The organism is Bordetella petrii (assembly GCF_000067205.1).
GTDB lineage: Bacteria > Pseudomonadota > Gammaproteobacteria > Burkholderiales > Burkholderiaceae_B > Bordetella_A > Bordetella_A petrii.
The window spans coordinates 4,423,989-4,450,540 of the sequence record NC_010170.1 but is presented as its reverse complement, the minus strand read 5'-3'; the positions used below and the strand labels follow the sequence as shown (position 1 = coordinate 4,450,540).

The window sequence follows — 26,552 nt, the reverse complement described above, 5'->3', positions numbered from 1 at the left end:
TACTGCACGATGTCTACATGGCTGGGCGCTACTGCGACGAGCTGATCGCGCTGCGTCAGGGGCGCATCGTGGCACGCGGCGAGCCGGCTCGTATCCTCACACCGCAGACGCTGCACGCCATCTACGAGGTGGACATGGACGTGATGGTGCACCCGGGCACGGGCGATAGGGTGGTATGTCTGAGCCGATAGGACGTTCAACGGCTACGGCCAAATGCGTGTCGCGGCTTCACAACTGTCCATACGCCGTTCGCAGACCGCAGTCTGCAGCGGCGCGTCGCAAAGCGATGACAATTTTATCGACTTGAGTAATAATACGTTTCATTATCACTATCAGTGCCGTGCTTCACGGCCGGTTGCTTAGCGCTCCCGGTCCCATCCGAGCTTTCAAGGGGCGTGATGGAACTGAGCAGACGGGCTTTCATCGTTGGACTGGCCGCCGCGGTTGGGCCTGCGGCGGCGTTGGCGGCGGCCGAGGCGCTGGGTGCGCCTCTCGTACCACGAGGCGACCCAGTGCTCGTCGAACGCGTACGGGCGCAGCCCGCCGACTTGGGGCGCGGGCGTAGCGTGGCAGTGGTGGGAGCCGGTATCGCCGGCTTGGTTACAGCGTACGAGCTGGCACGGCTAGGATTCGACGTCAGCGTGCTGGAGGCTGGCTCCAAAGCCGGCGGACGCATCAAGACCCTACGCGCCGGCGACTCATTGTGCTACGACGATGGCACGGTACAGCACGCCGGCTTTGCTTCTGACCTGTACTTCAATGCGGGCGCAGCCCGCATCCCCAGTACCCACCGTGCTTTGCTGGGCTACTGCCGCGAACTGGGTGTGGCGCTCGAGGTTATCTCGCTAATATCGCGCAGCGCGCTGTGCGTGGTTCAAGAGGGCGGGGGCGACCGGCGCTACACGGTGGGGCAACTCCAAGGCGACGCGCGCGGGTTACTCTCCGAGTTGCTGGCCAAGTGCGCCAGCCAGGGCGCGCTCAATTCCCAGCTCGATGCCGAAGACCGGCACAAGCTGCTAGGCTTGCTGCGCGACTTTGGCGACCTGCGGGTCGACGGCAGTTTCGCGGGGTCGCGCCGCTCGGGCTATGCCGTCAGTCCCGCGGCGGGTGAAGTCGCGGGTACCCTGCGCGACTCGCTGGAACTGCGTACACTGCTCGATCGCCGCCTTTGGTATCCGCTCTGGTATGACGAGCATCTCGAATACCAGCCGACAATGATGCAGCCCATAGGCGGCATGGACGCCATCAGCGAAGCCTTCGCGCGTGCGCTGGGTCCACGCTTGTTGCTGGGCGGGACTGCCATTCGCATTGACAACATCTCGGACGGTGCGCGTATCGTCTACCAACGCGACGGCGCAGCGGGCGAGAGCGTGCTGCAGACCGACTATGCCGTGGTGACCTGCCCGCTGCCGGTGCTGTCCACCCTGCACAACAATCTGCCGAGCGATTTTCTAAGGGCCGCCGCCAGTATCGATTACCTGCCGGCCTACAAGATTGGCTGGCAGTCGCCGCGCTTCTGGGAGGAGCGCGACGGCATTTACGGCGGTATTTCTTTCCTAGACGACGACACGAGCCTGGTCTGGTATCCCAGCCACGGCCTGTTCGAACCACGCGGGCTGTTGGTGGGCGCCTACACCCATGGCGCGCCGGCGCAGCGCTACGCTGACCTGCCGCTGGCGGGTCAGTACGAAAAATCGCGCCGCTCGCTTGAGCGGCTGCACCCGGGCCAGGCCGAACAACTGAGCCAGCCAATGTGCGTGGCCTGGCACAAGCTGTCTTTTAGTCGTGGCGGTTGAACCCCGGCATACAGCGCGTGAATCTGCCCGACGACAAGCCTGGCGCTGCCACGAACACCAGTCCCTTGCGCGGCAGTGGTCGCACGGCGGTTTTCATCAAGGACGGCTGCGTCGCCTGCGGCCAACTGGTGCAGCGCCTGCAGACTTCGGGGGCCGAGTTCGACCTTTACATGGTCGGCAGCCGCCAGGACGATACGCGCATCCGCGACTGGGCCAAGCGCGCGCAGATCGACCCGGCCCGCGTGCGCAGCGGCAGCATCACCCTCAACCACGACGGCGGCCGCTGGCTGTCGCTGGGCCTGCCCGGCGACTTGCCAGCGGTCGTGCGCGAGGTGAACGGCCAATGGCAGCGCCAGCCGTAACGGCGCCGCTGCGCGCACTGGTGTTCGCTGCTGGCCTGTACGTCAGCACCGTCTATGCCCAGGAGGTTCCGCCACCGGCCTACCAGCTTGCCGCCCAGCGCGCGGGCATCCCCTCGACGGTGCTCTACGCCGTGGCCCTGCAAGAGAGCGGCATCCGACGCAACGGGCGCATCGTCCCGTGGCCTTGGTCCCTCAACGTCGCCGGCCAGTCGCACCGCTATGCGACCCGGGCCGACGCCTGCGCGGGTTTGCAGCGGGCTATGCGCGCCACGCCACATACGCGCATCGACGCGGGCCTTGGGCAGATCAACCTCGGCTACCACCAGCAGCGCTACAGCACCGCGTGCGACCTGCTCGACCCGTACCGCAATCTGGTGGTCAACGTCGAGACCGTTCAGGGCCTGGAGCGGCTGCGCGCTCTGGCGCCCGGCGTCCCGCTAGCCCCTGTGTCCGGCGACGACCTGGCCGAGCGCCTGGGCCTGCGGCACTACCCGGCGCTGATCACGGCCACCGGCATCGAGCAATGAAGCCATGTCGGGGAAACAGCCGGTTGAAGTTCTGCTTCGCCCAGCGGTGGAGCTATACACCGTCGCAGCGTGTACAGGCGCCGCGTTTCTGTCCCTGGTGGCCCCGTGGTCGCTCGCGCTGAGTCCGGCGATGGGTGTCGGCAGCGCGCTGGCGTTTGGCGCCTACGGTGCCATCCGCTACCGCGATGCCCGAGTTATCCTGCGGTACCGGTGCAACATCCGCCGCCTGCCGCGCTACGTGATGACCAGCCGCGACGTGCCGGTCAGCCAGCAGCGGCTCTTCATTGGTCGGGGTTTTCTCTGGGAGCAGAAGCACACCCATAGGCTGATGCAGACGTACCGACCGGAGTTCCGCCGCTACGTGGAGCCGACGCCGGCCTACCGGCTGGCGCGTCGCCTGGAGGCACGGCTGGAGTTCGCGCCGTTTCCGCTTTCACGTCTGCCTAGGCTCACAGGCTGGGATGTGCCTTTCAACCCTGTGCGGCCGCTGCCGCCCGTGGGGGGGCCTGCCGCGGCTTCACGGTATCGAGCCGGAGGAAGTGGACGTCAGCCTGCCGCTAGGGGAGCGCGTCGGGCATTCACTGGTGCTGGGCACGACGCGCGTGGGCAAGACGCGGCTCGCCGAGCTGTTCGTGACGCAGGACATCCGCCGCAAGAACGCCGCTGGCGAACATGAGGTGGTCATCGTCATCGACCCCAAGGGCGATGCCGACCTCCTGAAGCGCATGTACGTCGAGGCCAAGCGCGCGGGCCGCGACGGTGAGTTCTACATCTTCCATTTGGGCTGGCCGGAAATCAGCGCCCGCTACAACGCGGTGGGTCGCTTCGGACGCATCTCGGAATTCGCCACGCGCATCGCGGGACAGCTCTCCGGCGAAGGCAACAGCGCGGCGTTTCGCGAGTTCGCTTGGCGCTTCGTTAATATCATCGCCCGCGCCTTAGTGGAACAGGGGCAGCGCCCGGACTACATGCTGATCCAGCGGCACGTCATCAACATCGACGCGCTGTTCATCGAGTACGCCCAGCACTACTTCGCCAAGACCGAGCCCAAGGCCTGGGAGGTGATCGTCCAGATCGAGGCCAAGCTCAACGAGAAAAACATTCCCAGGAACATGATCGGGCGGGAGAAGCGCGTCGTCGCCTTGGAGCAGTACCTGAGCCAGGCACGCAACTACGACCCCGTGCTCGATGGCCTGCGCTCGGCGGTCCGGTACGACAAGACCTACTTCGACAAGATCGTCGCATCACTGTTGCCCCTCTTGGAGAAGCTCACTAGCGGCAAGATCGCCCAGCTCCTCGCCCCGAACTACTCCGACCTGGCCGATCCACGCCCGATCTTTGATTGGATGCAAGTCATCAGAAAGCGCGCCGTGGTCTATGTGGGCCTGGATGCACTCTCGGACGCTGAATTCGCCGCAGCGGTCGGCAATTCCATGTTCTCGGATCTCGTATCCGTCGCGGGGCACATCTACAAGCATGGGATCGACGACGGCGTGCCCGGCGCATCGGCGGGCACGCGCGTGCCGATCAACGTCCACGCGGACGAATTCAACGAGTTGATGGGCGACGAGTTCATGCCGCTCATCAACAAGGGTGGCGGTGCCGGCCTGCAAGTTACTGCGTACACGCAGACGCTATCGGACATTGAAGCCCGCATTGGCAACCGCGCGAAAGCCGGTCAGGTGATCGGCAACTTCAACAACCTGTTCATGCTGCGGGTTCGGGAAACCGCCACCGCGGAATTGCTGACCCGTCAATTGCCCAAGGTCGAGGTCTATACCACTACCATCGTCTCCGGCGCGACCGATGCCTCGGACAGCCGATTCAGCACGGTGCGGGTTTTCTTTTTGGCTTCCACGCCAAGCTCGGCTGCATCGAGCAGTGCATTCAGATCATCTAGGGCGTGTTAACACTAATTGCGTTCTGATAGATCAGATGTGAAAGTGCAGGCATGGAGATCACCCCCGAGCAATTCAAACGCATCGAACACTGCTTGCCAGTGCAGCGTGGCAACGTCAGGCTGAGCAATCTGCAAGTGGTCAATGCCATGCTGTATGTGGCCGAACACGGCTGCAAGTGGCGCGGGCTGCCCAATCGGTTCGGCAATTGGCACACGATCTACACGCGCATGCGCCGCTGGACCAAAGCAGGTGTGCTGGACAAGATGTTCGAGGAGCTGCAGCGCGAGCAGCTGGTGCGCGTGAAGATCGAGGTGGTTTCGTTGGACTCCACGAGTATCAAGGTGCATCCCGATGGAACTGGCGCTCTAAAAAAAACGGCCCACAGGCCATCGGCAAGTCCCGAGGCGGATGGAACACCGAGATTCATATGGTTGCCGCGGATGCTCGAACGGCCGTGACGTTCTGCCTGTCGCCTGGACAGGCCCACGATGCCCCCGAGGGAAGGCGCCTGCTGCAAAGCCTTGGGCCTGCAAGCCGCCCAATTCACCTGCTCATGGATCGGGCGTACGAGGGCAACGAGACGCGCCAACTGGCCCTTGATCTGGGGTTCATCCCAGTAGTGCCACCGGTGAGGACCCGGATCGAGCCTTGGGAATACGACCGGGTGATGTACAAGCGCCGCAACGAGGTCGAGAGGCTGTTTCGGCGACTGAAGGGCTACCGTCGAATTTTCTCTCGGTTCGAGAAGCTCGATGCAATGTACCTGGGCTTCCTCAGCTTTGTGCTGGTGGCTGATGGTCTTCGCGGTTTGTGTTAACAGGCCCTAGTTCCGAAGGCGTGGCCCAGGCGTTGCTCCAGCAATTGGGGTGAGCACGTGGCGATGCAGACGCGACCGATTCCATCCACGCAAGAACCGCTGCCGGTCATCGGTGTGGGTACCTATCGCGGTTTCGATGTCGCGCCGACAGGCGCCGATGGTGACCGGCTTGCCCGGGTGCTGGAGGCACTGTGCGCGGCTGGCGGTACGCTGATCGACAGCTCGCCCATGTACGGCCGGGCGGAACGGACAGTGGGGGAACTGCTGGATTCATACCTCCCTGCGGCTTCCCCCTTCCTCGCAACCAAGGTGTGGATCACGGGGCGGGAGGCGGGTGTCCGGCAGACCGAACGATCATTCAAGCTTTTGCGCGCCGATGTCATCGACCTGATGCAGATCCACAACCTGCAGGACTGGCAGACCCATCTGCCAACGCTGCGCGCCCTCAAGGAGGCCGGGCGCATCCGCTACATCGGCATCACCCACTACACCCATTCGGCCTACGCCGAGGTAGAGCGGATTCTGCATGCGACGCCTGTCGATTTCCTCCAAATCAACTACTCACTGGAAGAACGCGAGGCGGAATCCAGGCTGCTGGGGTTGGCCGAAGCCAGAGGTGTGGCGGTGCTGTGCAACCGGCCCTTCGGCGGGGGCGGCCTGCTGCGCCGCCTGCGCTCGAAGCCGCTGCCGGCCTGGGCTGAGGAGGTGGGAGCGCAGTCCTGGGCGCAACTGGCAATCAAGTTCGTGCTCGCCCATCCGGCCATCACCTGTGCCATACCTGGTACGGGTAACCCGATCTCGATCGCGGAAGATATTGCGGCCGCGAACGGCCCGCCACTCACCGCGCAACAGCGTGCGACGCTGGTCGAAGCCATCCGCTGAACTCGACCCGGGACGTTCCACTTCACACAGGTTCGATGCCCACGAAGCCGGCATCCGGGTAGCGTGCACCGGCCACGCCGCTCGGCTCGAACAGGTTATCCAGTGCCGAGATTTCGCTGGCATCCAACACCACGCCTCCGGCTTCCACATTGCTTTCCAGATAAGGGATGCGCCGGGTGCCCGGAATGGGGATCACGTGCGGGTGCTTGCCCAGCAGCCAGGCCAGCGCGACCTGCGCGCTGCTGAGGCCACGCGCCTGCGCGAACGCAGCCAGTGCATCGACCAGGCGGCGGTTGTGAGCCTCGGCCTCGCCGGCGAAACGCGGGTTGTGCTTGCGGAAATCGTTGTCGGCCAGTTCGCTGGTCTGGACAGTGCCAGTCAGGAAGGCGCGGCCCAGCGGACTATAGGCGACGAAGGCCGCGCCCAGTTCGGCGCAGGCGGCCAGCATGCCCGTCTCCGGTTCGCGGCTCCACAGGGAATATTCGCTCTGCACCGCCGCGACGGGGTGCACGGCGTGGGCGCGCCGCAGCGTGTCCTCCGACACCTCGGACAGCCCGATCGCCCCGACCTTGCCCGCGGCCACCAGCTCGCCCAGGGCACCCGCCACGTCCTCGATGGGCACGGCGGGGTCGCGGCGATGGCAGTAGTACAGGTCGATGCGCTCCACGCCCAGGCGGCGCAGCGATGCCTCGCAGGCAGCGCGGATGTAGGCCGGGGAGTTGTCGATGCGGCGCTCGTACTGGCCGGCCGCGCGCACGATGCCGAACTTGGTGGCCAGCACCACCTGCCTGCGCCGGGCGGCCCCGCCTTCGGCGATGAAGCGGCCCAGCAGTTCCTCGTTGTGGCCCAGGCCGTAGGTGTCGGCCGTGTCGAACAGCGTCACGCCCAGCTCCAGCGCACGCGCCAAGGTGCGCAGTGAACTGGCGTCGTCGCTTTCGCCATAGAACTCGCTCATGCCCATGCAGCCCAGGCCGAGGGCGGAAACGAGGGGGCCTGAAGCACCTAACTTGCGTTGTTGCATCAAAAAAACTCCTTGTCGTGGTAAAGGCTGAGGTGCGGTTTACCGCAGCGTGCGTGGTCAAACCTCGCCCATCATGCCGCTGCGCACTTCCAGTAGATGCTCGCGTATGGAAGCACTGGCCGCTTCGGCATCACGCTGGCGTAGCGCATCCACGATGGCGCGGTGCTGGGCGCGGTAGCGTGCCAGCCGCTCGGGCGTGAGGCTACGCTGCTTGAGCGACTCCCACTCGGGCTGCTTGCGCACGCCGTTGATGGCGTCGTAGAGATCGGTCAACAGATTGTTGTGGGCCGCGCCGAGAATGGCCTGGTGCAGCATGCCGTCCCAGTGCTCGAAGTCGAGCACGGTGCTTGCCTTCTCGCTCTCATCGAGGCAATGCACGATCTGCTGCAAGTCCCGCCCCGATGCGCGCGTGGCGGCCAGTTCGACGAACTGGGGCTCGATCAGCAGCCGCAGCTCCATGACCTCGGCCGGACTTGCGCCGTGAATGCGTTGCAGCAGCGACTCCGCGCCGTTGCCGGTAGGCAACGGGGTTTCGGCTACGAAAGTGCCGCGCCCGACGTGGCGCGTTATCAAGCCTTGGCCTTCCAAATCGTCCATCACCTTGCGCAGCGTGTTGCGCGCGATGCCGAACTGTTCCACCAGATCGCGTTCGGCGGGAAGGCGGTAGCCGGCGGGCCATGTGCCATCTGCGATGCGCTTGCGCACATGCTGCATCAGCGCGGCGCTGCCGTGCTGGGCCTTGCTGCGCAAGCCTTGGCCTGCAGGTGTGTTTGCCATTTCAACAAGAACCCCATAAATTGAACCAATTGTAGTCCAATATGCGGCCGGATTCATAGGGGTTTTCCCTGATATTGCGGCATTGCACGATGACTTGGTGCATCTAGTCGTAGATAATGGTTCACGTCAAATGACATTGGCTCATTATTGGATCATAATATGAAGCTACTCACTTTCCGCAATGCCTCCGGCCAACCCCGCGTGGCTCAACTGACCACCGATGGCGCGGTGCAGCCGCTGGCCTACGCTGATGGTCGCTCTGTAGACGACCTGGCCGCTTTGATCGCTAGTGGCGCCGCACTCGCCTCGCTCAAGGCCGATGGCCCGGCTCAGGCGCTGGCGTCCGTCAAGCTGCTGGCCCCCATCCCCCGGCCTGCGCGCAACATCTTCTGCGTCGGCAAGAACTACACCAACCACGCGCAGGAGTTCACCAAGAGCGGCTTCGACGCCGGCCAGACCGCCGCCGACGCGATCCCGACCGACCCGATCGTGTTCTCCAAGACGCCGGAGACGGTGATCGCCCACGGCGAGCGCATCTGGGATGCGGCCGGCGTGAGCGACGCGCTCGACTACGAGGCCGAACTGGCCGTCATCATCGGCAAGGGCGGGCGTGGCATCGCCAAGGCCGATGCGCTGAACCACGTCTGGGGCTACACCATCATCAACGACGTGACCGCGCGCGACTGGCAGAAACGCCACAAGCAATGGCACCTGGGCAAGTCCTTCGACACCTTCGGCCCGCTGGGGCCGGTGGCGGTCACCGCCGACGAGATCGACGGCGGCAACCTCGACCTGAAGGCCTGGGTCAACGGCGAGCTGCGCCAGGACGCCAATACCCGTGACCTGATTTTCGACATCCCCACGCTGATCGAGACGATCTCCAAGGGCATCACCCTGGTGCCCGGCGACATCATCGCCACCGGCACGCCCGAGGGCGTGGGCATCGGTTTCAACCCGCCGCGCTTTCTCAAGCGCGGGGATGTGGTCGCCATCGAAATCTCCGGCATCGGCCGGCTGGAGAATGAAATCGGCGAAATCGGCGAAATCGGCGAGGTGCGGGCATGAGTTCGGCACGGATCAACGGCTTGTGGGTCGAAGACTCGGGCGGCAGCGGCGAGGCCGTGCTGTGCATCCACGGCCTGGGCGGCACGTCCAACTTCTGGTCGCCCATTCTGTCCGCCTTTGGCGAGCGGCGCGTCATCCGTCCTGACCTCGCGGGCGCGGGACGCAGCCCGGAGGCACCTGACGGCTTGAGCATTGCGCACCACGTCGAATCGCTGGTGGGGGTGCTCGATGCCCTGGGCATCGAGCAGGCCCATGTGGTCGCCCATTCGATGGGAACCATCATTGCCCAGCATCTGGCGGTGGCCCACCCCGGCCGCGTGCGCTCGCTGGCACTGTTCGGCCCGCTGGCCGCGCCGGCCGATGCCGCGCGCGAGCCGACCCGCAAGCGCGCCGAACTGGCGCGCAGCGGCCCGGCCGCGCTGCAGGAGATTGCCGACGCCATCGTCAAGGCCGCCACCAGCGCCGAGACCAAGGCCGAGCGCCCGGTGGCGCTGGCGCTGGTGCGCGAGTCGGTGATGCGCCAGCCGCCCGAGGGCTACGCCCGCAACTGCGAGGCCCTGGCCGAGGCCCAGGCCGCCGCGATCGAGCCACTGAAGATCCCCGTGCTGCTCGTGACCGGCGACGAGGACGGCGTTGGCACGCCGGCAGGCACGGCGGCGCTGGCCGGTCGGCTGACCGATGCGCGCTCCTACGTACTACAAGGCTGCGGCCACTGGACGACCTACGAAAAGCCGTTCGAGAGCATCCGCATCCTCACGGATTTCTACACGCCATAGAGCGTGGCATTGCAACAACCTCCAGGAGACGAACCATGACCACGATCGCCATCACCAATGTGTCCATCTTCGACGGCAGCGGCGCCGACCCCTATCCGGGAGAAGTGCTGGTCGAGGGCAACCGCATCAAGTCGATTGCGCGCCGGGGCGAATACCTCGAAACCGGCGACGCCAAGATCATCGACGGCCACGGTGCCTTCCTCATGCCGGGCATGACCGAAGGCCACACCCACTTCGCGTGGAACGACCAGCCCAGCCTGTCGGCCATCCAGTTCATGCCGCCCGAGGAGCACATCCTCTGGTGCGTGCGCGTGGCCAAACGCTATCTGGAGATGGGCTGGACGAGTGCGCTGGGCGCCGCCACGGCCAAGCCGCGCCTGGACGTGGTGACGCGCAACGTGATCGAAGCGGGAGCCTTTCCCGGCCCGCGCTATCTCGCCGGCAGCCAGGAAATCACCACGCCGGGCGGCCTGGGCGACAACACGTTGCCGCACCTGCCCGATCCGGGCATGAACTTCGGCGCCGTCTGTAACGGCCCGGAGGACATGCGCCGCATCGTGCGGATGTTCGTCAAGCTCGGTGTGGATCACCTGAAGATCAATCTCTCGGGCGAATACATCGCCGGCATCCCCGCCGAGTCCAACCCCTTTTCGGAAGAAGAGATCGCCATGCTGGCGTCCGAGGCGCGGATCGCCGGCAAGCGCGTGGCAGCCCATGCGCGCTCCAACGAGTCGGTCAAGGCGTGCGTCAAGCACGGCTTCGAGCTGGTGTTCCACGCCAGCTTCGCCGACGAGGAAGCGCTGGACATGTTGGAAGCCAACAAGGACAAGCATTTTGTCGTGCCGGGTCTGGGCTGGCTGGTCAACACGCTCTACAACGCTTCGGAGTACGGCGTCACCGAGGACATTGCCTCCAAGATGGGCTACAAGCGCGAACTGGAGGTCGCCACTGAAAGCCTGAGCAAGATGCACAAGCGCGGCATTCGCGTGCTGCCCGGCGGCGACTATGGCTTTGCCTGGATGCCGCACGGCACCAATGCGCGCGACCTGGAGTACCTGGTCAAGTACGTCGGCATGACCCCCAAGGAGGCGCTGGTGGCGGCCACCAGGTACGGCGGCGAGTTGATGCAGCGGCCCGACGAACTGGGCTTGGTCAAGGAAGGCTACCTGGCCGACATCCTGCTGGTCGATGGCAATCCGATCGAGAACCTGGCGCTGCTGCAAGACCCGCAGAAGATTTTGCTGGTCATGAAGGACGGCGAAATCTACAAGAACCAGCGCACCTTGCTGCCCCCGCGAGGCGTGATCCGTTCTGTCTATGGCGGCAACCCGTTGGTTGAGGCCGGCGTGCGCAAGGAAGCCCCTGCCGACCCGATGAACTCCAGGACGACCGATCTGGTCGCCAAGTAAGCGAGGGAAAGCTGGCATCCCGGTTCGGCATGCGTGCGGACGGAATGATCTCCAGCTCCTCGACAGTTTTCGCGGGGCAAAGCTGCCCCAACGCCCCCATGTCTTTGACTTCCAGGTCTTGCCTACAGGCAGGAACGGTGGACGCTGCCTGGGCGCTTTCCGGTCAACACAAGGAGAGACCCAATATGAAAACAAGGATGCGTCCAGCCCTGCTTTTGGGCCTTGTTGCAGCAGCCGGTCTAGGGCACTTGCCAGTGTCAGCCGCAGACGGCTATCCGCTCAAGGCGATCACCATGATCGTCCCGTTTCCTCCCGGTGGCGCTGTCGACATTGCGGCACGTCCTGTCGCCGAAGCGATGTCGCGCTACCTGAAACAGCCCGTCATCATCGAAAATCGACCAGGCGCCGGAGGTGGTATTGGCATGGCGCAGGTCGCCAAGGCTCGCCCGGACGGATACACCGTACTGCTGGCACTGTCTTCGATCGTCCTATTGCCTGAGGCCGATGCCGTGCGCAAGCGCCGGCCGATGTTCGAGCTAGGGCCTGTTAACACAAACCGCGAAGACCATCAGCCACCAGCACAAAGCTGAGGAAGCCCAGGTACATTGCATCGAGAGCGGATCCGCCAATCTTCTTACCCATTCAATGGATCGACCATGACATCCTCCAATCCACGCCAGAAACGCAAGCTGCCAGACTTCCTCACCGAGGGGCCGTTCATTCGGACGTTCATACCCAAGGCCAATGCAGAGCAGTTCATTGCGAACTACATCGGCCAGATGGGCGGCGAAGTGCAGTACGATTTCTTGTTCGAGAAAATCGATTCCCGCATCATCGCAATCAAATCTCCTCACGGAAGCGTTTCCGTGCTGTTTACTGACGATTACGATGCCCTGCCCGACTACACCAAGAACACGCGCGCCATGTACTACGGCGACATTCGCGGCGCGTTGGACGCCGCCCGCAGCGCGGGCCTGAAGATTCTTCAGGAATTCACCAAGACCCCTGGTGGCGCGCAAGGGCGTATCGAAATGGCACCGGGTTACAACATCGAAGTCATCGAAGTGGCTCCGGAATTGTTGAGGCCCTGACAATCCCAGATTCCGCAGCGAAGCTGCCGATCTATTCCCCCGCCTTCAGGGCAGGGGCGAAAGCGGCAAGCGATTCCATTCATCCTGCTGCGCCAGGGGAACACGATAGTGAGCAACGAAGCATTTCACTGCAGCGCGTACGTGTCGCGTGCGGGCTTCGACGGACATCGGGCGATGGGCGTTCGGCAAACAGCGCAACGTCGGATCCCCAATCACAAGCGAGAAGAAGTGGTCGGAGGCCAGCCTGGGATCGATGATGTGCAAGGATTGGCACCGGTGGGCATCGCGCAAGACCTCTTCCATTGCCTTCCGATAAGGCTCGACAATTTTCTGCCAAAACTGCGCTCCAAGGCGCGGTGCGTGGTCGATCGGCAGCAGGAGCATGCGATAGATACCGAGTGTCGATCGGTGCAACGCCAGTTTCAGCAGTCGTGAGGCGATCACCAGCAAATCGTCAAGGACATCCTTGCCGGAGCAGCGCATGATGTCTTGCGGGCGAGGCATTCTTCTTTCGAGCTCTTCCAGTGCGGCCGCAAAAAGCCGCTCTTTGCTGTCAAACTTTGCGTATATCGTCGCTTTGGTGGTATGCGCACAAGCAGCGATGGTCTCCATGCTCGTGCCAAAGTAGCCGCGGTGCGAAAAGCTGCTACAGGCTGCTTCAAGAATGACCTGGGCCTTTGCCGGATCCGGCTGGCGACCTCTCTTTTTCATTGCTCGTGCCCCTAAACTATGCATAGCGTCACGTTCGTGACTGTCTATCGCCATCACGACTGCGGGCAGGACGACAGGTCAGAAGCAGGGCGTCAGCTGCAGTCCATGGCGCGCTCAGTCCTCCAGCACAAACCGAATCACGCGCTCAAGCAATTGCTGATTCACCATCGTGCTGAGCTGAGGGTTGCGTAGCGTGCGGGCGGACAGACCCTCCAGCAGCGCACCAACGATCTCGCATCGTGCTTCGATATCGGATGCCCTGTTGCCGAGCAGATCCCGAAAGGCATGGCGCACTTCGACATCGTTCTCTTGAATGAGATGCGCGACTTCCGAATTGCGGCTCGCTTCGGCAAGGATCTCCATTGTCAACGCCGCGCGCCCAGGATCCATGTAACGCGGAACGCTGCGGGGCAATTCCTTGACGATCGCCGTGACGGCATCCGATCCTTGTGACGAGCTTCTGACGTCTTCGATGAGCTGCGCCAGTTCGGTGTGCTCGCGCGCCACGATGCCGGCGATGATCCCATCCTTGCCGCCGAAGAAATGGTGAATATGGCCCGCGCTCATCCCCGCAGCGGCCGAGATCTGCGACATGCTGGTGCGGTGAAAGCCTTCGCGCCGGACGCATTCGGCTGCAGCGGTGATCACCTGCTCCTTGCGTCGCTTGGCGATGGGCGTCTCGCTGGATTGCTTCGTGCTCTTCATTCTAATTTCTCATAAGTACGGAACCTGCCGTTCAGACCGGAGCAATTGAAGCCGCCGGCACACATGCGCTTCCATCCCATCTAGTGTACACTTCCGCTGGGTGGGCCGAGCGACCTAATTTCAGGTAAAGGCCCCGCCAGTCCGTGTCACTTAACTTTCGACCCCTGGGCCGAGCGTGCGCTGCAAGCACAAGTTAGGTGGGCCATGCCACCTAGATAATGCGTATTGTCCCTATGATCAAGAACAGAAGAACTTCTTCGGCCGTGCGTGTCGCAGTGCTTGTCACCCTGTCAGCGGGTTTGGCGGCTTGCGGTAAGGAAGACGCCTCCCAGCAGCAGGCTTCGGCTCCCGAAGTGGGTGTCATCGAACTGGCACCTCAGCCACTGGTGCTTACCACCGAGCTACCGGGCCGCACCACGGCCTACCTGGTTTCGGAAGTGCGTCCTCAAGTGACCGGAATCCTGCTCGAACGCCAGTTCCAGGAAGGCAGCGAGGTCAAGGCCGGCCAGGTGCTGTACCAGATCAATCCAGCCCCGTTCCGCGCCACGCTCTCGCGTGCCCAAGCCAGCCTGGATTCCGCCAAGCTCCTCGCCGACCGTTATGACCGTCTGATCGAGACCCGGGCGATCAGTCAGCAAGAGCGCGACGACGCCCGATCGCAATACCTGCAAGCGCGCGCAGCGGTCGAGAGCGCGCGTATCGATCTGGACTTCACCCGCATCACCGCACCGATTTCCGGGCGCATTGGCCGCTCGTCGGTGACCCAGGGCGCGCTCGTGACGGCCAATCAGGCCGACGCCTTGGCGACGGTCCAGCAGTTGGACCCAATTTACGTGGACGTGGTGCAGCCGTCGATCACCTTGCTGCAACTGCGCCAGGACCTGGCGAGCGGCCGCCTCAAGAGTGCTGGTGACGGCCAGGCCGAAGTCCATCTCAAGCTGGAAAATGGCCAGGATTACGCGCACGCGGGCAAGCTGCAGTTCTCGGAAGTCAGCGTCGATCCAGGCACGGGAGCGGTGACGCTGCGGGCGGTGTTCCCCAATCCAGACGGCATCCTGTTGCCGGGCATGTTCGTGCGCGCCCAGTTGCAGGAAGGCCGTCGCGAAAATGCGCTCCTGGTACCGCAGCGAGGGGTCACCCGGGACAGTCAGGGCAAGCCAGTTGCCCTGGTAGTCGATGACAAGAACATCGTGCAACAGCGCACGCTCGTCACCGAGCGCAGCCTCGATGGCCAGTGGCTGATCGGCGGCGGCCTGTCCGCGGGCGATCGCGTCATCGTCGATGGCGTCCAGCGTGCACGTCCCGGTGCGCAAGTCAAAGCCGTCCCCGTGTCGGCTACCCCGACGGGAGCCCCCGCCGCCGACGCGTCGCCCGCACCTCAGGCGAGCAAGTAAGGGATACCCATGTCCAGATTTTTCATCGACCGCCCCATCTTCGCGTGGGTCGTGGCCATCGTCATCATGCTTGCCGGCGCACTGTCGATTCTGTCGTTGCCGGTCAACCAGTACCCCAACATCGCCCCGCCAGCTATCGGCATCATCGCCAACTACCCCGGCGCATCCGCCCAGACCGTACAAGACACGGTCACCCAGGTCATTGAGCAGCAGCTCAATGGCTTGGACGGCCTGCGCTACATCCGCTCGGAAAGCAATGCCGACGGCAGCGTCACCATCGTTGTGACCTTCGAGCAGGGCGTCAATCCTGACATTGCGCAGGTGCAGGTGCAAAACAAACTGTCCCTAGCAACGCCGATGTTGCCCCAAGCGGTCCAGCAGCTGGGCCTGCGCGTGGTCAAGTACCAGGTCAACTTCATGTTGGTGGCGGCCCTGATCTCAGAGGATGGCCGGCTGGACAACTACGCGTTGGCCGACCAGATCGTCTCGCAGTTGCAGGATCCGTTGACCCGCACCGCGGGCGTGGGTGACTTCTTCGTGATGGGCTCGCAAAACGCCATGCGCGTATGGCTCGATCCGCTCAAGCTCAACAACTACGCCCTCACGCCGGGGGATGTGATCGCAGCCATCGAGGAGCAGAACGTCCAGGTCTCCTCGGGACAGTTGGGAGGACGCCCCACTGCGGGCAAGGTGGAGCTCAATGCGACGGTGATCGGCAAGACGCTGCTGCAGACGCCCGAACAGTTTGGCGCCATGCTGCTCAAGGTCAACACCGACGGCTCCCAGGTGCGCCTGCGTGATGTCGCCGACGTCGCCCTGGGAGCCGACAACTTCTCGATCACGACCCGCTACAACGGCAAGCCCAGCGCCGGTATCGCGCTGCGCCTGGCCAGTGGCGGCAATACCCTGGAAGCCGTCAAGGCCGTGCAGGAAACCCTTTCGCGTCTGGAACCGACGCTTCCGCCTGGGGTGAAGGTCGTCTACCCATACAACACCGCACCGGTGGTAAGCGAATCGATCAACGGCGTGGTGCATACGCTGCTCGAAGCGATCGTGCTGGTGTTCGTGATCATGTATCTGTTCCTGCAGAACTGGCGGGCCACGCTGATCCCAACGCTCGCCGTGCCGGTGGTCTTGCTGGGCACGTTTGGCGTCATGGCCGCCGTCGGCTTCACCATCAATACGCTGACCATGTTCGGCCTGGTGCTGGCCATCGGCCTGCTGGTCGACGATGCCATCGTTGTGGTCGAGAACGTCGAGCGCCTGATGGTCGAGGAAGGGCTGTCGCCACTCGAAGCGACTCGCAAGTCCATGGAGCAGATCTCTGGCGCACTGGTAGGCATTGGACTGGTGCTCTCTGCGGTGTTCATCCCGATGGCTTTCTTCGGTGGCTCCACCGGCGTGATCTACCGCCAATTCTCGCTGACCATCGTCACAGCCATGACACTGTCGGTGTTCGTCGCCCTGATCTTCACGCCTGCCCTGTGCGCGACGATGCTCAAGCCCGTGCACGGGCACCACGAGAAGAAGGGCTTCTTCGGCTGGTTCAACCGCATGTTCGAGCGCAATGCCCAGCGCTATGAATCAGGGGTCACGCGAGTGGTCGCGGGACGGGGCCGCTACATGCTGGCCTTCGCGTTGATCGTTGGCGCGCTGGCGGTGCTGTTCCCAATGATGCCGACCTCGTTCCTTCCGGATGAAGATCAGGGCACCATGGTGGTGCAGGTCGAGTTGCCGACCAACAGCACGGCCGATCAGACCGATCAACTGCTCAATGAGCTCAGCACCTATCTGCTTGAGGAAGAAGGCGATGTCGTGGACTCCGTCTTTGCGGTCAATGGTTTCAGCTTCGCGGGCCGGGGCCAGAACTCGGGCCTGGCCTTCGTTCAGCTCAAACCTTGGGAAGAACGCAAGCGAAGCGTCTTTGACCTTCAGGCCAGTGCGATGCAGCGCTTCAGCGAGGTCAAGGCAGGCACCGCGCTGGCCTTTGCTCCGCCGGCCATTCAGGAACTGGGCAACGCCACGGGCTTCAACCTGTTCCTGCAGGATTACCGCGGCGAGGGCCACGAACAGCTGATGCAGGTGCGCGGCCAGTTCCTCGCCGAGGCATCCAAGCACCCGGCACTGACGCTGGTGCGTCCCAATGGCAAGCCCGACGAGCCGCAGTACCAGGTCATCATCGACGATGAGAAGGCGCGCGCCCTGGGCGTGACCTTGGCCGAAGTCAACCGCACGATGTCCACCGCCTGGGGCTCCTCCTACGTGAACGACTTCATCGACCGCGGCCGCGTCAAACGCGTGTATGTCCAAGGCATCCCCCAGGCCCGCATCACGCCGGAGGACTTCAACAAATGGTACGTGCGCAACAAGAACGGTCAGATGGTCTCGTTTGCGTCGTTTGCCACCGGAAAATGGGTCTATGGATCCCCCAAGCTGGAGCGCTATAACGGTGTGCCGGCCATTGAGATCCTTGGCGAGCCGGCGCCCGGCTACAGTTCCGGTGACGCGATGCGCGCGGTCGAGGAGATCGCGGCCAAGCTGCCCAGTGGTGTGAGCCTGGCGTGGACCGGCCTGTCCTACGAGGAACGTCTGTCCGGCTCACAGGCTCCTGCCCTTTACGCGCTGTCGATCGTCGCGGTGTTCCTGTGTCTGGCAGCCCTCTACGAGAGCTGGTCGATTCCCTTCTCGGTGCTCCTGGTGGTTCCGCTAGGCGTGATCGGCACGGTTGCGGCCACGTTGATGCGCGGGTTGGAGAACGACGCGTTCTTCCAGATCGGTCTGCTGACTACTGTCGGGCTCTGCGCCAAGAACGCGATCCTGATCGTCGAGTTTGCCAAGGATCTGCACGAGAAGGGCGGTCGAACCCTGGTGCAAGCGGCGATCGAGGCCTCTCGGCTGCGACTGCGCCCGATCATCATGACCTCGCTGGCCTTCACCATGGGCGTGATTCCGCTGGCCATCTCCAGTGGCGCCAGCTCCGGCAGCAAGCACGCCATCGGCACCGGCGTGATCGGCGGCATGGTCACGGCTACTTTCCTGGCGATCTTCTTCATTCCGCTGTTCTACGTGGTGGTGTCGTCCTTGTTCACGAAGAAAGCCCGCAACACATCGGCTACAACGGCTGAGGAGCCAAGCGCATGATTTCGCCTCTTACCCGCACTGCGCTGGCGGTGCTCACCAGCAGCGTGCTGGCCGGTTGCGTCAGCCTGGCGCCCGAGTACCAGCGGCCCGCCGCGCCCATTGCCCAACAATGGCCGGCAGACTCTGCCGTCGATGCCACGCACGTGGCGGCACCTGTGGACCTGTCCTGGCAGACGCTGTTCGCAGACCCGAAGCTGCGCCAGACCGTGGACCTGGCGCTGGAAAACAATCGGGATCTGCGCAAGGCCGTGCTGAACATCGAACGCGCCAGGGCGCTCTATCGCATACAGCGCGCCGATCTGTTGCCTGAGGTCAGTGCAGGTGTGTCGGGGAACTCCGGCCGCACCCCCGCCTCGGTGTCGTCCACGGGAACGGCGGTGACGAGCCATAGTTACCGCGCCGACCTCAACATCGGCTGGGAGCTGGATCTCTTCGGACGTGTGCGCAGCCTCAGCGATCAAGCCTTGCAGGACTATTTCGCCACCGAGGCGGCGCAGTACGCCACGCGCCTGGGCCTGATCAGCGAGGTATCCACCACGTATCTGACCTTGGCCGCTGACCGTGAGCAACTGGCATTGGCCGAGGAAACGCTACGCAGCCGTCAGGACGCCTACGACATGCAGCGCCAGCTGCGCGACATCGGTAATGCCTCCGATCTCGCACTGCGCCAGGCCGAAAGCGAACTGGAGGCTGCGCGCGATCAAGCCCTGGCGTTGCAGGCAAGCGTCGCCACTGATCGTAACGCCCTGGAACTGCTCGTAGGTGCGCCGCTGCCTGCCGATGGCCAGCCTGACCGCCCTCTGGAATCGATGCTGGCCGTGCAGGACCTGCCGGCCGGATTGCCGTCGGACCTCCTACAGCGCCGCCCGGACATCCTGGCTGCCGAGTACCGGCTCCAAGGTGCCAATGCCAACATCGGCGCCGCGCGCGCCGCCTTCTTCCCCAGCATCAGCTTGACAGGGGGGATTGGACGGGCGAGCGACTCCCTGTCGAATCTGTTCGATGGCGGGACCCGTGCATGGAACTTCCTGCCACAGATCAGCGTACCGATCTTCAGCGGCGGCCGCCTTCGGGCCAACCTCGCAGTCGCCAAGGTGGACCGCGATCTCGCGGTCGCCGACTACGAGCACGCCATCCAAGGCGCTTTCCGCGAGGTGGCGGACGCGCTGGCCATTGGCAGCCGGCTCGATGGACGCCTGGACGCGCAAAAGCGCCGGGTCGACGCTGCAAGCGAGGCCTATGCACTGGTGCAGCGCCGCTACGACAACGGCGTCTCCAGCTATCTGGAGGTGCTTGACGCGCAACGTACGTTGTATGCCGCCCAGCAGAACTGGATCACCACGAGACTGGCGCGCCAGTCCAACGTGATCACCCTGTACAAGGCGCTGGGCGGCGATTTCGCGCCGGCCAGCGCCGCTTCTCCCACTTCCGGCGAATCCGTCGCCATTCGTCACCCGTGAGGTCGATATGTCCCAAATGCTCAAGGATATTGCGGTGTTCTTCGACGTCAGCGATGGCGGAGAACAGATGTTGGAGAAGGCCGCGAGACTGGCAGAAGCGCAAAACGCACGCTTGATCGGGATCACCAGTACCGAGGCAAACCATGCGGAGTCAAGCCCTTCGGACGGCTTCGCTCGAGGCGCAGCGATTCATGAGGTGATCGAACGCCTGCAAGCAGCATCTGCCGTGCACCTGCTCAACGCCGCCCAGGCGTTGAAGGAAGTGGCAGACCGCCACGGCGTGTCGCCCGAATTTCGCGTGATCCCCTACGTAGAATCGGGCGTCGGCATGGCGCTGCATTCCTTGTATTGCGATGTGCTGGTGGTCAGCCACCCCAAGGCACCCGGAGCGCCGTTTGCCTGGTCGGCCATTGACGTGCTGCAACAAACGGGTGTGCCGTTGCTGCTCGTTCCCGACGATTGGAATGGCCAGCAAATCGGCCGGCGGATTGTCGTGGCCTGGAACGCAAGCCGTCAGGCGCGCCGTGCCGCCGCTGATGCTCTGCCATTGCTGATTGCCGCCGAAGCCGTCGATCTGCTGATCGTCGACGCCGCGCGCAAAGCTGAATGGCATGGTGAGGAGCCCGGATCGGACATGGCTCACTATCTGGCTCGCCATGACGTTGTGGTCAATCTCGAACGCATCGATTCGGCAAGCAAACCTGTGGCAGAGGTCATCCGCGACCATGCCCTGGCCATGGGAGCCGATCTGATCGTCTTTGGCGCCTACAGCCGCCCCAGGATCAGTGAAGTAGTACTGGGAGGCGTCAGTCGCACGCTGCTCGCTGACGTGCCGTTGCCGTTGTTCGTGTCCCACTGAACACTCCAAGGACGTTGGCAGTGGCAGTGACCAAGGTTCCCCCGAGAGTAGGCCCCTGCACGCCAGAGGAGATTCTGGATGCTGCAGAATGGTGCTTCCTGCACTTGGGGGTCGCCGGTACCAGCACGGCCTTGATCGCAGCTCGTACGCGATGCGCGCGCAGCTTGGTGAGCGCACACTTCCCGTCGCCACGCAGCATCCTGCAGGAAGTGCTTTATCGTGGCCGGCTACCGCTTATCGGCCACCTGCGGCGAGTGAAGGCGACACAGACGCAGCTGATTCCTGCGCTGCGCTCCGCACTTCAACTCTGCCTCAACGATATCCTGCACAACGAACGCGTGCGGGCGACTCAGGAGATTCTGCTCTTCCATTGCGACCTGCGCCATCTGCCCAAGGATGTCCTCGAACAGCAGATCAAGGAGTCCGCTGAAGCCATGGCACTGCTGCGGTCGATCGCCGTTGACGCCAAGAGGGCGGGCGAGCTCAGAGAGAATATTTGCCCGGAATCCTGGGCGTCGATTCTTGGCCAGTTGCTCAGCGGCGCGGTTCGCCTTTGCTTGATGGAGCACACCGAGGACGCCCGCACTGAGGCATGGCGCACAGCAACACGCGCCATGGAAACAGCGTTTTTAATGGCGGGACCGCTCCAATCGGGCGAGGAAGCGGCATTGTTGAAGCGCGATTCATCGGCATAGGATGGCAGGTCAAAGAAAAATAGATGCGCTGGAAACCCGTGAGCGGATACTCGATGCCGCTGAATGGTGTTTCTGTGCTTATGGAGTGTCCCACGCTAGCCTGGAAGCGATCGCCGAAAAGGCCAGCTGTACCCGTGGCGCAATCTACTGGCATTTTTCCGGTCACGCCGACCTCATCAAAGGCATCATGGAGAGAGGGCTGCCGCCCTATACGAAGCGCTTGGAGGCGCTCTCATATGCCCCCTCCCCCTTGATTCAGAAGATACGCGAATGCTTACAGGAGTGCTTCGCAGCGATTGACGGCGATCAGCACGTGCGTAACGCGCTGACCATCCTTCTCTTGCGAAATGATTTCCTTGGCTTGCGCGAGCCATTTCTGGACAGCCGCTACCAAGAATCCATTGAGGTCACTGCGCCGCTCGCTCTCGCTTTCAGGCGCGCGATATCCAACGGCGAGATGAGTAGCGCTCTTGATCCCGAGATCTGCGCCGAGATGATCAACAGCACCATGCTTGGCATCTTACGTCGGAGCTTGTTGCGCAACAGCTGCGTTTTAGCGGGCACCGGCGCCGACGTTCTGGAGATGGCTTTCGCACTGATTGCCGGGATATCTCATCGCCCTCATGAATGAGAATTGAAAGATCTTTGTCATTAATTCCTCGCCGCGACAAACAATAGTGCGAAAGGCCTTGGGGCAATAGTTGGGCCAGATTTTGGTTCTTTTATATGCTTGCTTGTTTGAGAGCTAGATTCGTAAATCACCACGTTGTTCAGTGCAATCATGGGACTCGTCGACCGGCCTCCGAGCCCCATATGGAGTCGGTTCCTGTTGTAGTGGCGCTGCAATTCGGACATTGCGCCGCTCCAACGGTATGTATTCAGCCGTTGCGGGCATTCAAGTGGGTCGGCACGCGATCGAAACAATCTCCCAGTGCAATGTGCGGCAGTACCTAGCAGTATTGACCTTTCCGACCGGGGCGGATACTGCTGAAGGCGACCCGGAAGTGGTCACCGACTACCACGCGAGCATAGCCGCCGCCAGCATTGCCATGGCGCCTCGGGTCGACCCCGTCTACAGATCGCCGGAGGTCGCCGAGTTTGTTGATGTCCAAGTGCGGCGAATCTGCCGAGCTTTCGGACTAGGGCGTGTTAACACTAATTGCGTTCTGATAGATCAGATGTGAAAGTGCAGGCATGGAGATCACCCCCGAGCAATTCAAACGCATCGAACACTGCTTGCCAGTGCAGCGTGGCAACGTCAGGCTGAGCAATCTGCAAGTGGTCAATGCCATGCTGTATGTGGCCGAACACGGCTGCAAGTGGCGCGGGCTGCCCAATCGGTTCGGCAATTGGCACACGATCTACACGCGCATGCGCCGCTGGACCAAAGCAGGTGTGCTGGACAAGATGTTCGAGGAGCTGCAGCGCGAGCAGCTGGTGCGCGTGAAGATCGAGGTGGTTTCGTTGGACTCCACGAGTATCAAGGTGCATCCCGATGGAACTGGCGCTCTAAAAAAAACGGCCCACAGGCCATCGGCAAGTCCCGAGGCGGATGGAACACCAAGATTCATATGGTTGCCGCGGATGCTCGAACGGCCGTGACGTTCTGCCTGTCGCCTGGACAGGCCCACGATGCCCCCGAGGGAAGGCGCCTGCTGCAAAGCCTTGGGCCTGCAAGCCGCCCAATTCACCTGCTCATGGATCGGGCGTACGAGGGCAACGAGACGCGCCAACTGGCCCTTGATCTGGGGTTCATCCCAGTAGTGCCACCGGTGAGGACCCGGATCGAGCCTTGGGAATACGACCGGGTGATGTACAAGCGCCGCAACGAGGTCGAGAGGCTGTTTCGGCGACTGAAGGGCTACCGTCGAATTTTCTCTCGGTTCGAGAAGCTCGATGCAATGTACCTGGGCTTCCTCAGCTTTGTGCTGGTGGCTGATGGTCTTCGCGGTTTGTGTTAACAGGCCCTAATTTCTAAGAGAGCCGCGAGTTAGCGGATAGCCAACGCGGCACCGCGACCCGCACAACTTGCATCGCCCGGTCATCAGGCCGCCTGCTACGGGCGGGCACGATGGTGTCCCTTGGGTCACGTCCACTTGCACTGCGTGTCCTATCTCGCTCCTTCATCGCTCGACGCATAAAGAGATTCCCATTCCGCCGCCGATACACAAGGTTGCAAGACCGCGGCGAACGTCGCGCCGCTGCATTTCGTGTAGCAGCGTCGTCAAGATGCGAGCGCCGCTGGCTCCGATCGGATGGCCTATGGCGATCGCACCACCGTTGACGTTGGTCTTTTCTGGGTCCAGGCCGAGCGCGTCAGCCACGGCGAGCGCTTGGACCGCAAAGGCTTCGGTCGCCTCCACAAGGTCCAGGTCGGCGACGCTCCACCCCGCCTTCTTCAAGGCAGCATGCGTGGCCGGTATTGGGCCCAGCCCCATCAACGCGGGATCGACACCGGCGCTGGCCCAGCTCACAATTCGGGCTAGTACCGGTGCCTGACGTGCGCGAGCTTGGTTGCCGGACATCAGGACTAACGCCGCGGCTCCATCATTGATTCCAGAGGCGTTTCCTGCCGTGACCGTTCCGTTCTTGCGGAATGCTGGCTGCAGGCTGGATAGGCGCTCAGGCGTGGCATCGGATTTGATGTATTCGTCATGCGCAAAGTACGTCTTGCCCTTTCGGCCTTCGATCACCACAGGGACGATCTCGCTCTCGAAGCGGCCTTCCCGCTGAGCCAGGTTCGCGCGGTGCTGGCTCAGGGTTGCATAGGCATCTTGCCGCGCGCGGTCGATTCCCTGTGCCTGGGCAATGTTTTCAGCGGTGATTCCCATCGGATAGCCGCCGAACGCATCCGTCAAACCATCCAGCGCCATCGTGTCCAAGAAGGCTACATCGCCCATCTTCAGCGGCGCACGAAGGCTGCGTGCGTGTGGAGCGAGCGACATGCTTTCTTGGCCTCCTGCGACGATGACCTCTGCGTGACCACCGCCGATGGCTTGCGCGGCCAGTGCGATCGCCCTAAGACCTGAGCCGCATACCTGATTGACGCCCCAGGCGGGCACCTCTTTGGGAATGCCTGCGGCGATTGAAGCCTGCCGTGCCGGGTTCTGGCCCTGCGCTGCGGTCAGTACCTGACCCATAATGACTTCCGATACGGCATCTGCATCAACACCTGCATCGGCCAAAGCCGCCTCGATCGCAATCTGCCCCAGGCGATGCGCTGGTACGGTTGCCAAAGCCCCCATGAAACTGCCAACGGGCGTTCGACGCGCCGCGCTAATGATCACTTCCATCCTGCTCTCCAGGTTAGTCCGGCAATATTCTCCGCTTGCGGCGATCAGTCGCCGTCGCGATGAACGACCGCCCCGGTCCGAGCGTAGATGATCTCAAGGTCTACGTCGGGCGCCATCTCGATCAGCGCCAAGCCTTGGGGCGTGATATCGAACACGCCAAGCTCGGTGATCACCCGGTCGACCACGCCCACGCCGGTCAGCGGCAACGTGCATTCGGTCAGGATCTTGTGCTCGCCGCCTTTGGCGGTGTGCTCCATCAGCACCACTACGCGCCGCACGCCGGCCACCAGGTCCATCGCCCCGCCCATGCCCTTGACCATCTTGCCCGGCACCATCCAGTTGGCCAAGTCGCCCTTGTCGGTCACTTGCATGGCCCCCAGGATCGCCAGATCAACGTGGCCGCCGCGGATCATGGCGAAGGAATCGTGGCTGCCGAAGTAGCTCGCGCCGCTGTGGGCCGTCACGGTCTGCTTGCCGGCATTGATCAGATCGGCATCGACTTCATCCTCGACAGGGAACGGGCCGATGCCGAGCAGGCCGTTTTCCGACTGCAGCCAGACGTCTATGCGTTGGGGTATGTGGTTGGCCACCAGCGTAGGCAGGCCGATCCCGAGGTTGACATACATGCCATCGGCGAGTTCACGCGCTGCGCGTGCCGCCATTTCATCGCGGGTCCATGCCATTAGGGATGGTCTGAAGTAGTCAGGTATTTCTGGCTGACTCCAGCCTTTGCCGATTTCAAAACGGTGATTCGGCTAAAAAACGTTCAAATCATCCCCTCTTTCCGGTTTATAGCCGGCGCGAGCACCTCGCGCCGGCCATTTCCCGCATTACAGACGCACCTCTCCTGCATTCGTCAGCAAATGTCGGCGCGCCATCCACAGGTTCGACAGCGCGAACAGTGTCACCAACTGCGCGGTGTTCTTCGCAAGGCCACGGAAGCGTGTCTTCACGTAGCCGAATTGGCGCTTGATCACCCGGAACGGGTGCTCGACTTTGGCGCGCACCTGGGCCTTAGATTTCTCGATCTTGCGCTTGGCTTTGTACAGCGCACTGCGCTTACTCAGCTTCTTGTACGTACTGCGGCGGGCCGCAATCTGCCAGATCACCTCCCGGCCTTCATGTTCCGGGCGTTTCTCTACGCCGGTGTAACCCGCGTCGGCGCTGACCATGTTTTCCTTTCCATGCAGCAGTTTGTCGACCTGGGTAACGTCAGCAACGTTGGCTGCCGTCCCCACCACGCTGTGCACCAGGCCAGACTCGGCATCCGCGTCGATGTGGGCCTTCATGCCGAAGTAATACTGATTGCCCTTCTTGGTCTGGTGCATTTCCGGGTCACGCTTACCGTCCTTGTTCTTGGTCGAACTCGGCGCATGGATCAGCGTGGCATCGACGATAGTGCCTTGGCGCAACGACAAACCGCGGTCGCCCAGATAACCATTGATCACCGCCAGAATCCCAGCCGCCAATTCGTGCTTCTCCAGCAGGCGACGGAAGTTGAGGATGGTGGTTTCGTCGGGAATGCGTTCCAGGCTCAGCCCGGCAAACTGGCGCAGGATCGTGGTCTCGTACAACGCTTCCTCCATCGCCGGATCGCTGTAGCCGAACCAGTTCTGCATCAAATGTACGCGCAGCATCGCCATCAGCTGATACGCCGGACGACCACCTTCACCCTTGGGGTAGTGCGGCTCGATCAGGGCAATCAAACCCTTCCACGGCACCACCTGATCCATCTCGATCAGGAACAACTCTTTGCGGGTCTGCTTGCGCTTGCCGGCGTACTCGGCGTCGGCGAAGGTCATTTGCTTCATCGGGAAACTCGGGCAACGGGATCGGCGTATTTCACCAGATTCGGGAAGTCTTTTTCAGA

Annotated in this window: 24 protein-coding genes and 2 pseudogenes; 19 read left to right on the top strand and 7 right to left on the bottom strand. The window is 62.8% G+C overall.

Annotation, left to right across the window (positions count from 1 at the left end):
* The first annotated feature begins 17 nt into the window (after window positions 1-17).
* The 7 genes and pseudogenes from BPET_RS27480 to BPET_RS21320 all read left to right on the top strand — a co-directional run bounded on the left by BPET_RS27480 (window position 18) and on the right by BPET_RS21320 (window position 6,285).
* Window positions 18-191: an iron-hydroxamate ABC transporter ATP-binding protein gene (locus BPET_RS27480; RefSeq protein ID WP_269446936.1), complete on the top strand. Its 174-nt coding sequence runs from the start codon at window positions 18-20 to the stop codon at window positions 189-191.
* Between the two features lie 321 nt (window positions 192-512).
* Window positions 513-1,796, top strand: coding sequence for a flavin monoamine oxidase family protein (locus BPET_RS21350; RefSeq protein WP_041863140.1), 1,284 nt, complete (start codon window positions 513-515; stop codon window positions 1,794-1,796).
* A pseudogene (locus tag BPET_RS21345) lies at window positions 1,790-2,158 on the top strand (TIGR03759 family integrating conjugative element protein); the annotation flags it as partial. The gene BPET_RS21350 and the pseudogene BPET_RS21345, both read left to right, overlap by 7 nt.
* Window positions 2,140-2,685 carry a PFL_4695 family integrating conjugative element protein gene (locus BPET_RS21340; RefSeq protein ID WP_012251092.1) on the top strand — a complete coding sequence of 182 codons (546 nt, stop codon included), beginning with the start codon at window positions 2,140-2,142 and terminating at the stop codon, window positions 2,683-2,685. The pseudogene BPET_RS21345 and the gene BPET_RS21340, both read left to right, overlap by 19 nt.
* A gap of 4 nt (window positions 2,686-2,689) precedes the next feature.
* A pseudogene (gene traD, locus BPET_RS21335) lies at window positions 2,690-4,503 on the top strand (type IV conjugative transfer system coupling protein TraD); the annotation flags it as partial.
* Window positions 4,504-4,636: 133 nt separating this feature from the next.
* Window positions 4,637-5,403 (top strand): IS5 family transposase gene (locus BPET_RS26765; RefSeq protein WP_151208981.1). Its coding sequence is split into 2 segments (ribosomal slippage): window positions 4,637-4,952 and window positions 4,952-5,403, totalling 768 coding nucleotides; the frame shifts between segments, so codons are not numbered across the junction.
* A gap of 63 nt (window positions 5,404-5,466) precedes the next feature.
* On the top strand, window positions 5,467-6,285 hold the full coding sequence (locus BPET_RS21320) for an aldo/keto reductase (protein ID WP_012251088.1): 819 nt from the start codon (window positions 5,467-5,469) through the stop codon (window positions 6,283-6,285).
* Window positions 6,286-6,307: 22 nt separating this feature from the next.
* Here BPET_RS21320 and BPET_RS21315 read toward each other — a convergent pair whose 3' ends face one another.
* The gene (locus tag BPET_RS21315) at window positions 6,308-7,306 is read right to left on the bottom strand and encodes an aldo/keto reductase (protein ID WP_012251087.1); all 999 of its coding nucleotides are present in this window, start codon (window positions 7,304-7,306) and stop codon (window positions 6,308-6,310) included.
* 57 nt (window positions 7,307-7,363) lie between these two features.
* Window positions 7,364-8,083: a FadR/GntR family transcriptional regulator gene (locus BPET_RS21310; protein WP_041863139.1), complete on the bottom strand. Its 720-nt coding sequence runs from the start codon at window positions 8,081-8,083 to the stop codon at window positions 7,364-7,366.
* A 159-nt stretch (window positions 8,084-8,242) separates the two neighbouring features.
* Between BPET_RS21310 and BPET_RS21305 the strand changes: the two genes are divergently transcribed.
* The 5 genes from BPET_RS21305 (at window position 8,243) to BPET_RS21285 (ending at window position 12,424) form a co-directional block, all read left to right on the top strand.
* On the top strand, window positions 8,243-9,148 hold the full coding sequence (locus BPET_RS21305; RefSeq protein ID WP_012251085.1) for a fumarylacetoacetate hydrolase family protein: 906 nt from the start codon (window positions 8,243-8,245) through the stop codon (window positions 9,146-9,148).
* The gene (locus BPET_RS21300; protein WP_012251084.1) at window positions 9,145-9,924 is read left to right on the top strand and encodes an alpha/beta fold hydrolase; all 780 of its coding nucleotides are present in this window, start codon (window positions 9,145-9,147) and stop codon (window positions 9,922-9,924) included. The genes BPET_RS21305 and BPET_RS21300 overlap by 4 nt, the downstream gene beginning before the upstream one ends.
* Window positions 9,925-9,959: 35 nt before the next feature.
* Entirely contained in the window at window positions 9,960-11,333 is a 1,374-nt protein-coding gene (locus tag BPET_RS21295; RefSeq protein ID WP_012251083.1) for a metal-dependent hydrolase family protein, read from the top strand.
* Window positions 11,334-11,518: 185 nt separating this feature from the next.
* Window positions 11,519-11,923, top strand: a complete 405-nt coding sequence (locus tag BPET_RS21290; protein ID WP_012251082.1) for a Bug family tripartite tricarboxylate transporter substrate binding protein — start codon at window positions 11,519-11,521, stop codon at window positions 11,921-11,923.
* A 66-nt stretch (window positions 11,924-11,989) separates the two neighbouring features.
* A complete protein-coding gene (locus tag BPET_RS21285) occupies window positions 11,990-12,424 on the top strand; it encodes a hypothetical protein (protein WP_012251081.1) in 435 nt (144 codons plus the stop codon).
* Between the two features lie 45 nt (window positions 12,425-12,469).
* Here the strand turns inward: BPET_RS21285 and BPET_RS25565 are convergent, their stop codons facing one another.
* Together BPET_RS25565 and BPET_RS21275 are read right to left on the bottom strand one after the other, a co-directional pair.
* Entirely contained in the window at window positions 12,470-13,135 is a 666-nt protein-coding gene (locus BPET_RS25565) for a TetR/AcrR family transcriptional regulator (RefSeq protein ID WP_050978270.1), read from the bottom strand.
* 114 nt (window positions 13,136-13,249) lie between these two features.
* The gene (locus BPET_RS21275; protein WP_012251079.1) at window positions 13,250-13,840 is read right to left on the bottom strand and encodes a TetR/AcrR family transcriptional regulator; all 591 of its coding nucleotides are present in this window, start codon (window positions 13,838-13,840) and stop codon (window positions 13,250-13,252) included.
* A 233-nt stretch (window positions 13,841-14,073) separates the two neighbouring features.
* Here BPET_RS21275 and BPET_RS21270 point away from each other — a divergent pair, with 233 nt between their 5' ends.
* The 7 genes from BPET_RS21270 (at window position 14,074) to BPET_RS26160 (ending at window position 23,350) form a co-directional block, all read left to right on the top strand.
* Entirely contained in the window at window positions 14,074-15,234 is a 1,161-nt protein-coding gene (locus BPET_RS21270) for an efflux RND transporter periplasmic adaptor subunit (protein WP_041863138.1), read from the top strand.
* A 9-nt stretch (window positions 15,235-15,243) separates the two neighbouring features.
* Complete coding sequence (locus BPET_RS21265) at window positions 15,244-18,375, top strand: efflux RND transporter permease subunit (protein ID WP_012251077.1); 3,132 nt, start codon at window positions 15,244-15,246, stop codon at window positions 18,373-18,375.
* Complete coding sequence (locus BPET_RS21260; RefSeq protein ID WP_012251076.1) at window positions 18,372-19,835, top strand: efflux transporter outer membrane subunit; 1,464 nt, start codon at window positions 18,372-18,374, stop codon at window positions 19,833-19,835. The genes BPET_RS21265 and BPET_RS21260 overlap by 4 nt, the downstream gene beginning before the upstream one ends.
* Window positions 19,836-19,842: 7 nt before the next feature.
* The gene (locus BPET_RS21255) at window positions 19,843-20,694 is read left to right on the top strand and encodes a universal stress protein (protein ID WP_012251075.1); all 852 of its coding nucleotides are present in this window, start codon (window positions 19,843-19,845) and stop codon (window positions 20,692-20,694) included.
* A gap of 20 nt (window positions 20,695-20,714) precedes the next feature.
* The gene (locus BPET_RS21250) at window positions 20,715-21,389 is read left to right on the top strand and encodes a TetR/AcrR family transcriptional regulator (RefSeq protein ID WP_012251074.1); all 675 of its coding nucleotides are present in this window, start codon (window positions 20,715-20,717) and stop codon (window positions 21,387-21,389) included.
* A gap of 1 nt (window position 21,390) precedes the next feature.
* On the top strand, window positions 21,391-22,020 hold the full coding sequence (locus BPET_RS21245) for a TetR/AcrR family transcriptional regulator (protein WP_012251073.1): 630 nt from the start codon (window positions 21,391-21,393) through the stop codon (window positions 22,018-22,020).
* Window positions 22,021-22,583: 563 nt separating this feature from the next.
* Window positions 22,584-23,350, top strand: a protein-coding gene (locus BPET_RS26160; protein ID WP_151208980.1) for an IS5 family transposase whose coding sequence is annotated in 2 segments (ribosomal slippage) — window positions 22,584-22,899 and window positions 22,899-23,350 — 768 coding nt in all. Because the reading frame shifts where the segments join, the coding sequence is not laid out codon by codon here.
* A 162-nt stretch (window positions 23,351-23,512) separates the two neighbouring features.
* Here the strand turns inward: BPET_RS26160 and BPET_RS21225 are convergent.
* The 3 genes from BPET_RS21225 to BPET_RS21215 form a co-directional block, all read right to left on the bottom strand.
* Window positions 23,513-24,682, bottom strand: coding sequence for an acetyl-CoA C-acetyltransferase (locus BPET_RS21225; RefSeq protein ID WP_012251070.1), 1,170 nt, complete (start codon window positions 24,680-24,682; stop codon window positions 23,513-23,515).
* 44 nt (window positions 24,683-24,726) lie between these two features.
* Window positions 24,727-25,365 (bottom strand): 3-oxoacid CoA-transferase subunit B, encoded by a 639-nt coding sequence (locus BPET_RS21220; protein ID WP_012251069.1) that lies wholly within the window; start codon window positions 25,363-25,365, stop codon window positions 24,727-24,729.
* Window positions 25,366-25,512: 147 nt separating this feature from the next.
* The gene (locus tag BPET_RS21215; protein WP_012251068.1) at window positions 25,513-26,493 is read right to left on the bottom strand and encodes an IS5-like element ISPst5 family transposase; all 981 of its coding nucleotides are present in this window, start codon (window positions 26,491-26,493) and stop codon (window positions 25,513-25,515) included.
* Window positions 26,494-26,552: the final 59 nt, after the last annotated feature.